The following is a 12,543-nucleotide window of genomic DNA, read 5'->3' as shown; positions in this document are numbered from 1 at the left end:
GCAAAGGTACACTTCTTTGTATTAAAAATTAAAAATTATGCAGACAGAAAAGGTTGTAGAACATATTGTAGGTTGGCTAAAAGATTATGCAAACAGTGCAAAAATGAATGGATTTGTAATAGGTGTATCTGGCGGGATAGATTCTGCTGTAACATCTGCCCTATGTGCTATGACAGGTTTGGACTTGTTGTGTTTAGAAATGCCTATTCACCAAGCTCCAAGTCAGGTTAACCGTGCTTTAAATCATATTGAATGGTTAAAAGCCAAGTACCCTGCTGTTAGCATGACTCCCGTGAATCTTACCCCAGTATTTGATCAGTTAATTTCTGAATTACCTAGAGTAGATAATGAAGAGAGTCGTTTTATGGCCTTAGCGAATACTAGAGCACGATTACGAATGACCACCCTTTATTATTTTGCAGCTTTAAAAAAATATCTTGTTGCCGGTACCGGAAATAAGGTTGAAGATTTCGGTGTTGGTTTTTACACCAAATACGGCGATGGCGGTGTAGATTTAAGCCCTATTGCCGATTTACTAAAAAGTGAAGTTTACGAAATCGCTAAGTTCTTAGGCATTAATCAAGAAATTATAGAGGCTGCCCCTACCGATGGACTTTGGGGTGATGACAGAACGGACGAAGACCAAATTGGCGCGACCTACCCAGAGTTAGAATGGGCAATGCAAATGAAGGACGAAGGCAAAACTGCCGACGACTTTGAAGGACGTCAACGTGAGGTTTTTGAGATTTTTAAACGCTACAATACCGCTAATAAACACAAGATGGTCGCGATCCCCGTTTGCGATATTCCTAAAAATTTAAAATAATTATTGCTTTTTATTAATAAAAAGAGTAAATTTAATAAAATTAGTTAATTTATTACTATTTTTATACATATCCCCTTGCATTGTATTGAGATTATAAATTACCCTAAGCATTTAAACCCATAATACAATTGTCATGATACAGATTTTGATTGTTGACAACCACCCCATTGTCAGAACCGGATTAGAATTATTTTTAAATAGTAAGCCAGACCTCAAGGTCATTGGTAGTCTAAGTAGTGGAATAGAAATTTTCGAATTTGTACGCCGCCACAATGTAGACGTTATTATTTCTGAAATAGATTTACCAGAACTTAACGGAATAACCGCTCTTAGAGCCATAAAGAAGGAGAACAAATCCGTCCAGGTTTTGATGTTCAGTCATCAACCTGAAGAAATTTATGCTATAAGCACTATTAAAGCGGGAGCTTCAGGCTACTTAAACAAAGAAGCCAGTGTAGAAGACATTGAAGCGGCTGTCCGAAAAATTAGCAATGGCGAAACGTCACTTAGCGAGAAAATGGATAAACATTTCCGTTATGAAGACACGAGGAAAAGCCGAAGCCGTATGTTTAAAAAACTATCTACGAGAGAAGTTGAAGTTTTAAAACTGCTTTCTATTGGTAGAAAAAACAAAGAGATCGCCGAGGAGTTAGACATTAATGAAAAAACGGTAAGCACCTATAAAGCGCGCTTATTCAAAAAATTAAATGTCACTAATATTGTCGATTTAATACACCAAGCTAAACATCATAATTTAGCTTAAGCCCAAACCTGAATTTAACCTACTACTTTCCCCAATTTACGCGATAATAACATCTTCAAACCCACGTAGTCTTTTACATCTTCTATAATAGCCCGTGTGTCTACATTTTCTTTTAAAGTCTCATTTTTATACTCTATCACCTTCTTGTCAATTAGATGACAACGTAAACTTAAAATGGTCTGACTCACCAATTGCGCTACGGAGTCTTTTTTATTCTTAGGAATAATGAGATTGCGTTCCCAATCATGGAGGTAATAGCGCTCATCTTCCATTAAAATACTGGTTACAGCACTGGCCGAATCTTGATCGAGTTGATTGATAAAGTTTTTAGTTGAAAAATTTTCATCTTGATTTAATTTATCAATAATCGCGTAATAAAGGGCCTTAAACTGTGGGTTAGAAAATTGCATTTCATCCTCTTGGAGGTCTAAGTATATTTTTTCAAAAACTCTAGCCTCATGTTGGGTTGGTTTAGATACTAAATCGCCAGTGGCATCATCAACCTGCAAGACCACATCTTCAAACTGCTCTACCCGATCGCCGTAAAGCATCAGAATCTCAATTATTTTGCGTTCAAGTTCATACTGAACATCTATTTTGGGTTTACGAGTCGGCTCGTTTTTAACCACTTCAAATGGTGGTGGCTGTTCAGGATTAAAAGACCTTGATTTTCCAGAACTCTCTTGCGCGCCTTTATTATTAATTTGCGCTAAAGTGGTGAATAGTACGTTCTCACTAATATCCATAATACGCGCACATTCTTGAATGTAGATTTCACGTTTTATTTGATCTGGAATTTTAGCAATGCTATTTACAATTTCGCGTATGGTCTCTGCTTTTTTAATAGGATCATTATTGGCCTCTCGGACCAATAAAGACGCTTTAAACTGAATAAAATCTTTAGCGTTCTCCTCTAAATACGCTTTGAGTTCCTCTAAGGTATTCGATTTTGAAAAGCTATCAGGATCTTCACCATCAGGAAATGTACAGATCTTCACATTAACCCCTTGCTCTAGGATTAAGTCAATTCCACGAATTGAGGCTCTAATTCCGGCGGCATCACCATCAAAAAGTACGGTAATATTGTTGGTTAACCTATTGATTAATCGTATTTGATCTGGAGACAAGGCCGTCCCCGAAGAAGAAACCACATTGGTAATACCAGTTTGAGAAAACTGAATAACATCCGTATAGCCTTCAACCAAATAACAATTATCTTCTTTTGCTATGCTTTGTTTGGCATGGTACAAGCCATAAAGAATTTTACTTTTATGGTAAATTTCACTCTCTGGTGAGTTTAAATATTTAGCCGCTTTTTTATCATTGGTTAAAATTCGTCCTCCAAAACCAAGAACACGTCCACTCATACTATGAATAGGAAACATGACACGGCCTTTAAAACGGTCAAAACGCTTTTCACCTTTAACAATCGTTAAACCCGTTTGTTCTAAAAACTTAAGCTTATACCCTTTACCCAAAGCATCATCTGTAAAGCCTTGCCACTCATCTAAGGAATAACCAAGATCAAACTTTTTTATGGTTTCTTCTGTAAAACCACGTTCTTTAAAATAGCTTAAACCTATGGCTTTCCCAGGGTTTGTTTTATGTAATACATTTTGAAAATAACTACTGGCATACTCACTGACCAAATACAAACTTTCGCGGGTATCTGCTTGAGCTTTCTCTTGGTCTGTACGCTCCGTTTCTTCAATTTCAATATTGTATTTTTTGGCGAGGTATTTTATGGCCTCCGGATAGGTAAAATGCTCGTGTTCCATTAAAAATGTCACTGCATTTCCCCCTTTTCCACTTGAGAAATCCTTCCAAATTTGCTTTACTGGAGAAACCACAAAACTCGGAGAACGCTCCTCACTAAACGGACTTAAGCCTTTAAAGTTTGTCCCTGCTTTTTTAAGCTGAACAAAATCGCCTATCACCTCTTCCACACGAGCGGTTTCAAATACTTTGGCTATAGAATTTTGTGATATCATAGGTTTAGTTATTCCTTTAGAAGCAGAAATTTAACGATGTCTTATTCAGGATTTTTCACCCTTAAAAGACTTGTAAAAAACAAATTTAAGCTAAAGAAATTGTTTTAAAAATTTATCCTCTTAATAAACCGCTATTTTTATCCTAAAGGAAAAAATTAGAACTTATTTGTTCAATGCCAATTTTCTAAAAGCTCTTAATATTATGAGTTAAATTGCACGCATTATAGCAGGATTATTTAAACTATCCTTTACCTCTTTTAAGGTCTTTTCTTTACGTCTACTCTTAGTATTTCAATAATAGTCTTAAAACTGGTAGTACATTAACACAAAAAAGACCTTCATCTAAAACAGACAGAGGCCTTTTCCTACTCAAAAATTGATTGATTGATTGATTGATTGATTGATTGATTGATTGATTGATTGATTGATTTAGTCCATATCAAAGCGTAACCCTACAGAAACATTATTCTGATCTGCCGCTTGATTATTAAATAAGGGATTGAGGTCGTATTTAGCATATAAAGCAACCCCACCTAATGAGATATAGCCACTGACCCCGTAAACAAATTCATTCACTTCAAATTTATTACGTTGCTTATCTTTCTCGCGCTTGCCATTATCCTTATATTTTACTTTTTGCATGTTCCCCAAATTAACTCCGGCGTAACCTCCTAAACCTATTTTTAAGTGTTCACCGGTAGAATATCTAAAGTAATTATCTTTTTCAATCTTAGTAGAAGGCCCAAATTCTAAGTGCATTGGGAACACTAAGTTTGTAGTTCTGAATTTCACTTTATCAACATCAGTTGGATACTCTTGCAAGGCAATAACCCCATCCATGTTCACTAAATACTTATTGTTTTTAATATTTAATTTATTCCACTGAAATGAAAACCCATACTTTAAACGCCAAAAATTAGTATTCTCAAAAATTCTTGTTTTCCATGCATAGCCGAGTTCTATAAAACCAGACCCACCTATTTTGTAGGGAGAATCGCTTAATGATTCGCCTTCAATTAAGGCATTATTAAATCCGAATGCAAAGACAATATCTGTAGAGGTCCGCTTGTCGTATTTTCTGTTTTCATCGCCTGAAGGTTTGCCGAGATAAATAAAACTATCACTTATTTCCTCGTTGCCTCCAATTCTCAGGGTATAGCCTTCATCTATCGTCTCAACTGAGCGCTCTCCACCGTATCCATTGCGTTCTAATAAGGCTATTCTTTTATCTAAAATATCAATGCGATTTTCAATATTTAAGACGGCAACCTTTGCTGCCTCTTTTTTTAATGTTTCTGCAGTTTCAGCGGTAATTTCTTTAAGATCTAATTGCTTATTTATTTTTGCAATTTTGCCTTTTAAAATCTCTCGTTCCTCTTCTTCTATCGTCGATTTTTGCTGTTTTAAATGTTGAATTTTAACAGCAACTTCTGCCGATCCAATACTATCTAACGGGGTGGTTTGCGCCTGTAATTTTCCAAAAAGGGTTATTAAGATGACGTAGGCTACAACTTTTGTAATGATGTTCATAAATGTTCGTTTTTTGATTAATGATGATGATTATGATGAATTTTGATTGAATTCCTTATCGAACTTCAGTCCGAGTTCCTTATTATGATTCTTAAGAAAAACCTTAGTGATTACGTTGTGCCACCGCCGTACGTACCGTTTCAAAACTTTCCTTTAACGCTTCAAAAACCTTGGTTCTAAACGACTGTCCCATTTCAGCTTCTACACGCTCTAATAAACGGGTTGCATCTGCTGTTTGAACCCTTTCAGGTTCCAATTGCTCCTTAAAAAGTTCTTGACTGGCTAAACTTAACAAAGCATCTATTTCTGCATCTGAAACCGCACTATGCTCTAATTTTATAGCCTCCTTAGCGCTTCCTATAGCAATTTCTATTTGCGCTGCTCTTAACAAAGCTTCTGCTTCATCGTAAAGTAAGCTATCGTTAGCAGGAGACGCTTGAGTTTCCGAGGTCAATTCTAAAGACGAAGGCGCTTTTAGAGCTGCCGGAGTCTTAGTTTCTAAATTTGAAGGTTGCTCACGGTTGATACGCACCTTATTAGCCTGCTTTGGTTTAGTATCCTCTATAACATCTGTTGTAATTTGCTCAAAACTTAAGGCCTTAGGCGACTCTTGTGTTGGTATCGCTATTGCTTCTTGCACAACTACCGGAGCCAATTTTTTAGTTTCCTCTTTTTGCAACCACTGCACAGAAACAGCAAGCATTATAAGTAAGCTAGCAGCAATACTCCACCACCAATACTTCGATTTTTTAGTGGACTGAGTTTCCGCATCGAGCCGATCAGACAATTTTGTCCATGCTTCAGCCGAAGGACTTAAGCTACGCTCTTCAAGCTTAGATTTTATAGTATCTTCAAACTTAAGGGGTGCCATAATTGGGGTTATTTAATTCAATAATTCGCTTTTGAAGCATTTGTCGCGCTTTAAATAATTGCGACTTAGAGGTTCCTAAAGAAATTTCTAATAGGCTGGCAATTTCTTGATGCTTATAGCCCTCTATAGCGTACATTACAAACACAATCCGATACCCTTCAGGTAAATTGTCAATGAGTTGTTGAATTTCAGCCAACTCAATGCTCGTATTTATATTATTTGAAGTTTGATCGGTTTCTAAATGATCAGCCTCTACAGGAAACTCTAGATTATTTTTCTGCCTTAAGTACGAAATGGCTTCCCTGACCATAATACGTCTCACCCAACCTTCAAAACTTCCAGCATTCTTAAATTTTTTTAAAGATTGAAACACTTTAAAAAAACCATTTAGCATGACCTCTTCCGCCTGATGTACGTCTTTAATATAAAACCGACAGACACTAAGCATTTTAGGAGCATGCAACTCAAAAAGCAGGTGTTGCGCTTCACGATTGTTTTTCGCTGCCCTTTTTAAGAGTTGAGTTTCATCCTTATAAAGTTGAATAACTTTCATTTTCTGTAAGTACAATTACGCTTCTATTTATAAAGACGCAATTTAAGGACCAAAGGTTGCCTGGGGAATAAAAAAAGATCAAAATAAAAATTAAAACCCTATAATACAGTAGTATAAAGTTTATTTTTTTCTGTCAATTACGTAGTCCACCATAAGTTTTAGTGACGCTTTATAAGCTGAATCTGTATAGGTGGCCAAGATATCTAAAGCCTCTTTTTGAAATGCTTTCATTTTTGCAACGGCATATTCTAAGCCTCCTTTTTCTTTTACAAAAGCAATGACTTCTTTAACCCGCTTCTTATCCATATTATGGTTTTTAACGGAATTAATTAGCCAAGACTTTTCCTTTTTTGTGCAATGATTAAGCACATAGATTAGCGGCAAGGTCATTTTCTGTTCTTTAATATCTATTCCGGTAGGCTTCCCTATGGCATCATCTCCATAATCAAAGAGGTCATCTTTAATCTGAAAAGCCATCCCTATCAATTCTCCAAACTTTCGCATCGCTTCTACTTCTGGCGAATTTGGCTTTACAGAAGCGGCGCCCAAACTACAGCAAGCGGCAATTAAGGTGGCTGTTTTTTGTCGGATAATTTCGTAATAAACAGTTTCGGTAATATCTAATTGTCTGGCTTTTTCAATCTGAAGTAATTCGCCTTCACTCATTTCTCTTACCGCAACAGAAATAATTTTTAAAAGATCAAAATCATTATTATCAATGGAGAGTAGCAGCCCTTTAGACAATAAAAAATCACCGATAAGAACGGCAATTTTATTTTTCCAAAGCGCATTAATAGAAAAGAAACCTCGCCTGCGGTTACTATCATCCACCACATCGTCATGAACCAAAGTTGCCGTATGAATAAGCTCAATAACCGAAGCCCCTCTGTAAGTACGTTCACTTACCTCACCGTTATTCATCATTTTAGCGACCAAAAACACAAACATAGGTCGCATTTGTTTTCCTTTTCGGTTAACAATATAATGGGTTATTCTATTGAGTAGCGCCACTTTACTTGCCATAGAGAGCTGAAACTTTTGTTCAAAAAGCTCCATCTCATAAGCAATGGGTTGTTTTATTTGTTCAGTTATTTTCATTTTATTCTAAAATACGCGCTGCTATTGCAATATTACGAATTATCATGGTTGCAAATTAGTAAAAACTGAATAATGCTTTTTTAACACTAAAAACCAATAAATATTTGTAATTTAATAGCATTAATCTTAAAACTATAATTATATGAAAAAAATTACTCTATTATTTTGCGTTATCGCGTTGTACAGCACAGCAAATGCTCAAGAAGTCGTTTGGTCAGATGATTTTAATGATGAAGATATATCCGATTGGACCTTAATTGATTCTGATGGAGACACCAACAATTGGGGGGATGCTTTTGTTATTACCAATGAGCTAGGCCAAGCTGCAACTCCAGTATCTCTGATTTCGCGATCGTGGCAATCTGTTGCGTTAACACCTGACAACTGGGCTATATCTCCTGCTATAGATTTAAGTGCTGCTAGCGGTGCAATATCCGTAGAATGGATCACTCAGGTTGCTTCAGCAAGTTGGGACCAAGAAACGTACAGTATACATGTTGGTACTAGTAGTGATATTGCTACATTATTAACTTCCACAACTTCAATGACCGAAACGTTAGGTACGGAAGACGACCTAGGAACGCCTGAAAATAAATCATTAGATATTAGCAGTTTAGCAGGTGAATCTGAAGTTTATATTGCCTTTAGACATTGGGATAGCGTTGACCAAGATTATATATCAATAGATGATCTAACGGTAACAGCAGAGACTTTAAGCGTCGATGAATTTAATAGTAACACCTTTACTTATTATTACGACAACAATTCTACGACGTTAAATTTAAAGTCTAGCACAAGTGTTTTAACAAGTCTTGATATCCATTCTGTTTTGGGACAAAATGTAATGTCTAAATCATTATCAAAAGCTGATGAATCTATTAACTTATCAGCCCTAACAAATGGGATCTATTTAGCAGAGATTAAAATTAACGGTCAGTCTAAGACCATTAAGTTTATTAAAAGTTAATAAAACAATCTATTATAGAAAAAAGCGGCAATTTGCCGCTTTTTTTTATGTTTAACACTACCTCTTAATCCATTTGTTTTAAAAATCGTCACCTCCTAATAAACTATAGCTTGTTATCTTTAATTACGCTTTGCGATAGCCAAACCTCAAGTATATGATATACCATTAGACTAACCCTAGATCTCCAATTTGCCCTATAACAGACAACGTCATTACACCGTAGAAAGGAATAAGGCCTGGCATGGCGCAATATCCCTTCAAAATAAAACAAGAATAATTTCAGAGCGCACTATACACTCCTACTGGCTACTAAACCACAAAGCCTTATAGCGTCTTGTTAAACTTTCTGTAAAGCGGAAAACTTAAGACTATAGACGGCACAACGTCACCCTTTAATCTAAACACCGAAAAATTTAAAATGCATGGACATTTTCAAAATACTCCTAACGTCATTCTTATAAAATATTTTACACAAAGAATCAACAGCAATCAATTAAATCTAAAGTCCTCATTCACAGTCTTAACACATCACTTTTATCTTATTTTTAACTCTTAAAACCAATTCAGCACAAGGCATAATAGGATTCAAATTCGCCACATTAGCTTTGATTTATTAAGAAATAATGTAGTTTTAGGCCAATCAAACTTAAAACTTAAAACAAATGAAAAAAATTACCTTTTTATCAATTTGCTCATTGCTCTCATTGGGGCTTTCAGCACAACAAACTATTTCTTTTGAAAGTGCAGAAGGCTTTACCTTAGGAGATATACATGGACAAAGTGGATGGATTTCTACGCCATGTGGAACAGATTGTAATCTTAGTACGCAACTAATTTCAAACGAACAAGCTTCTGACGGGACCTATTCATTTAAAATTACACCTGACACGAATTATGGTACTCAAGCTGGCCCAATATTGGGTGGGTTTTATGATTTAGCGACACCTGTAACTTATTCAGATGCCACTATTTCCTTTGATATATATGCCACGGCAGCAGGTCTTTCTAATTTTAGATTCTCAGCTCTTGGAGAAGATGCAGTAGGAGATCTCTTTAATGTCTTTCTAGTTGAATTTGATTGGGAAAACAATGTTAGAGTTGTAAATTCTACTGCTACAGGCTACGAAAATCTTTCAACATGGGCAATTAACACATGGTATAACGTTAGAGTTGAAGTCTCTGGAACTAATGCGACCTACTATTTAGATGATGTTGAAATAGGACAAGCGACTTTAATTAGTAATTATAACCTTACTAGTATAAGATTTATTCATGACAACTATGGTGGTGATGCCTATATTGATAACATAAGAATCAATAACGAAGAACTTTCTGTTGAAGATTATTCTAAAGATAAAGTATCACATTTTTATGATCAAACAACTAAAACCTTTAATATTGAAACTGTAAATTCACCATTTACAAATGTAGAAATATATTCACTTTTAGGAAATAAGGTAATTTCTAAATCATTAACAAGTACAACTGAAGCTATAGATGTTTCTAAATTAAGTAGTGGAGTGTATTTAGCTAAGGTTAGTGTTAACGGATCTACTGAGACCATTAAATTCTCGAAGAATTAACACTAATTAATTCCTTCAAAAAATAAAAAGCGGCACTTGCCGCTTTTTTTTATGCTTCGTATTTAAATATCCTCCACTGTGAATAATAAGTATAAGTCCCATTGATATAAACGAAACAGAGCGCTTAAAATCTAAGCGCTCTGTTATAGGATATCTTAACGTAGATAAATTATTCTTTTATAAATCTCTTCGTTTGTGAAGCTCCATCAGTTGAGTTAATAGTCATAATATAAACTCCTGAAGTTAGGTTAGAAATATCAAATGTATTTGTATTGCTAAAATTAGAGTTCTTCTGTAATACAACTTGCCCTAAGTTATTATAAATTTCAACGCTTCTTACTGAAACATCAGTTGATAATGTAATTGACTCTTTTGCAGGATTCGGATAAACAAAAACACTAGAAAGTTCTAATTCAGCAACATCATCTAAACCTAGTAACTGATCTGTAGCCGTTGCTCTAACAGAATAATTATCAATAACATAAGAAGCTGCAACAGTATTTAAATCAACACCGAAACTATAAAAATCAAATTCACCTGGCACCATTCCTGTAATAACATTAGCGGCATCACCAAAACTAACATTAACATTGTTATAATTCGACTTCCATCTTAATTCTCCTGTTACCGAATTATATGACATCCCTATTGTTAACCACGTATTAGCTGGCAAAACCAAATCAGAATTATTTGCCCCCAAGCTCAACCCGTAAAGCCCAACAACACCATTTACAGATAAATTTGCCACACCAGAAAGGACCATCGTAGATGGATCAAACTCCACGGCTACGGCTTCGTAAGTCGAACCTGCACTATCCGCAAATACAGAAGCCCTAAAAGGCGCTAAACTCGTTGTACTACCTGTATAAAAATCAAATTCAACCTCAACAATATCATTCCCAACAGTTCTCGATGTCCAATCAGTGGCAATAACATCAAATAAGTAATTAATACCACCATTTCCATTAGGAGTAGTAAATTGAACTCCTTGAGTTCCATTATATCCAGAAGCAACTACCTGAAAGTTCGTTGCAGCAGAATTAGTTGTTGTTGAAGGCGCATCACCATTTGTTCCATAGATATAAAGCCCTCCTTGTCCGGCAGTAGCACCTGTAAGGTCTTCTGAGACGTTACCAATGGTTAAACCATCAAAATTTTCAGACGTAAAAGTCTGAGAAAATGCCGTTAGGCTAGTTGCAAATAAAAAACTAAAAAGTAGTTTTGTTCTCATAATAAATCGTTTTTTTTTTAAGTTAAAGCGAAAGATATAGCAAATATTTTGTAAGAAAAAAGAATAAAAACACTTTAACTTTTATTAGCCAGCTGCCCACAAGCGGCATCAATATCTTTACCGCGACTACGCCTTACGGTAACTGTTATATTATGAGCCTCTAACACTGACACATACATATCTATCGCTTTAGAATTAGCTTGTTGAAACTCCCCATCATCTATAGGATTGTATTCTATTAAATTGACTTTACTTGGTGCAAACTTGCAAAACTCTACCAAGGCTTCTGCATCCTTACGTTTATCATTTATTTTATCCCAAACCACATACTCATAAGTAATTCTATTTTTAGTGGCTGCATACCAATATTGTAGGGCTTCCCTTAAATCATTAAGCGGAAACGTTGCATTAAATGGCATAATAGATGTACGGATCTCATCGATAGCAGAGTGTAGGGAAACGGCTAATTTAAATTTCACCTTATCATCGGCCATCTTTCTTATCATCTTTGGCACCCCAGAGGTAGAAACAACAATACGCTTTGGAGACATCCCCAAGCCTTCTGCTGATGTTATTTTATCTATGGCTTTAAGAACATTATTGTAGTTCATTAACGGTTCTCCCATTCCCATAAATACAATATTACTCAAAGGCCTGTTATGGTAAAGACGACTCTCGTTATCAATAGCGACAACCTGATCGTAGATTTCATCTGGATTTAGGTTTCGCATGCGCTTTAAACGTGAGGTTGCACAAAACCTACAATCTAAACTACAACCCACTTGAGACGACACACAAGCCGTCGTTCTTGTTGCTGTAGGAATTAAAACAGATTCTACAATTAAATCGTCATGTAACCTAACGGCATTTTTAATAGTACCATCAGCGCTACGTTGCATCTGATCTACCTTAATATGATTAATTACAAAATTAGCTTCTAGCATTTGCCGTGTTTCTAAAGATATGTTAGTCATATCTTCAAAACTATAGGCCGATTTTTGCCATAGCCACTCGTAAACCTGATTGCCTCTAAAAGCCTTATCTCCTTGTTTTACAAAGAATTCTCTGAGTTGTTCTTTTGTTAAGGCGCGTATATCTTTCTTTTTTACTTCCATCTTATGCAAAAGTAC

At 35.6% G+C, this 12,543-nt stretch carries 11 protein-coding genes; 4 read left to right on the top strand and 7 right to left on the bottom strand.

Going from position 1 to position 12,543, the window contains the following annotated elements; genetic code table 11:
- The first annotated feature begins 37 nt into the window (after positions 1 to 37).
- Entirely contained in the window at positions 38 to 826 is a 789-nt protein-coding gene (gene nadE / locus ACFQ13_RS16430; protein ID WP_386119279.1) for an NAD(+) synthase, read from the top strand.
- Positions 827 to 959: 133 nt separating this feature from the next.
- Positions 960 to 1,589, top strand: coding sequence for a response regulator (locus ACFQ13_RS16425; protein ID WP_386119277.1), 630 nt, complete (start codon positions 960 to 962; stop codon positions 1,587 to 1,589).
- Positions 1,590 to 1,603: 14 nt separating this feature from the next.
- On the opposite strand, the gene dnaG is transcribed toward ACFQ13_RS16425, so the two are convergent.
- From dnaG to ACFQ13_RS16400, 5 genes are all read right to left on the bottom strand, one after another.
- Complete coding sequence (gene dnaG / locus ACFQ13_RS16420) at positions 1,604 to 3,580, bottom strand: DNA primase (RefSeq protein WP_386119275.1); 1,977 nt, start codon at positions 3,578 to 3,580, stop codon at positions 1,604 to 1,606.
- Positions 3,581 to 4,009: 429 nt separating this feature from the next.
- Entirely contained in the window at positions 4,010 to 5,110 is a 1,101-nt protein-coding gene (locus tag ACFQ13_RS16415; RefSeq protein ID WP_386119273.1) for a hypothetical protein, read from the bottom strand.
- A 103-nt stretch (positions 5,111 to 5,213) separates the two neighbouring features.
- Positions 5,214 to 5,981: a hypothetical protein gene (locus ACFQ13_RS16410; RefSeq protein WP_386119270.1), complete on the bottom strand. Its 768-nt coding sequence runs from the start codon at positions 5,979 to 5,981 to the stop codon at positions 5,214 to 5,216.
- Positions 5,968 to 6,534, bottom strand: a complete 567-nt coding sequence (locus ACFQ13_RS16405; protein ID WP_386119268.1) for an RNA polymerase sigma factor — start codon at positions 6,532 to 6,534, stop codon at positions 5,968 to 5,970. The genes ACFQ13_RS16410 and ACFQ13_RS16405 overlap by 14 nt, the downstream gene beginning before the upstream one ends.
- 120 nt (positions 6,535 to 6,654) lie before the next feature.
- Positions 6,655 to 7,632, bottom strand: coding sequence for a polyprenyl synthetase family protein (locus tag ACFQ13_RS16400; protein ID WP_386119266.1), 978 nt, complete (start codon positions 7,630 to 7,632; stop codon positions 6,655 to 6,657).
- A gap of 142 nt (positions 7,633 to 7,774) precedes the next feature.
- On the opposite strand from ACFQ13_RS16400, the gene ACFQ13_RS16395 reads away from it, so the two are divergent.
- Together ACFQ13_RS16395 and ACFQ13_RS16390 are read left to right on the top strand one after the other, a co-directional pair.
- Positions 7,775 to 8,599, top strand: coding sequence for a T9SS type A sorting domain-containing protein (locus ACFQ13_RS16395; protein ID WP_386119264.1), 825 nt, complete (start codon positions 7,775 to 7,777; stop codon positions 8,597 to 8,599).
- Between the two features lie 662 nt (positions 8,600 to 9,261).
- Positions 9,262 to 10,182, top strand: coding sequence for a T9SS type A sorting domain-containing protein (locus ACFQ13_RS16390; RefSeq protein WP_386119262.1), 921 nt, complete (start codon positions 9,262 to 9,264; stop codon positions 10,180 to 10,182).
- 169 nt (positions 10,183 to 10,351) lie between these two features.
- On the opposite strand, the gene ACFQ13_RS16385 is transcribed toward ACFQ13_RS16390, so the two are convergent.
- A complete protein-coding gene (locus ACFQ13_RS16385) occupies positions 10,352 to 11,413 on the bottom strand; it encodes a T9SS type A sorting domain-containing protein (protein ID WP_386119260.1) in 1,062 nt (353 codons plus the stop codon).
- A gap of 74 nt (positions 11,414 to 11,487) precedes the next feature.
- A complete protein-coding gene (gene rlmN / locus ACFQ13_RS16380) occupies positions 11,488 to 12,528 on the bottom strand; it encodes a 23S rRNA (adenine(2503)-C(2))-methyltransferase RlmN (protein WP_386119258.1) in 1,041 nt (346 codons plus the stop codon).
- Between the last annotated feature and the right edge of the window lie 15 nt (positions 12,529 to 12,543).

This window comes from Winogradskyella rapida, assembly GCF_042675845.1.
Taxonomy (GTDB): Bacteria; Bacteroidota; Bacteroidia; order Flavobacteriales; family Flavobacteriaceae; genus Winogradskyella; species Winogradskyella rapida.
This window is presented reverse-complemented; position numbering and strand designations above follow the sequence as displayed.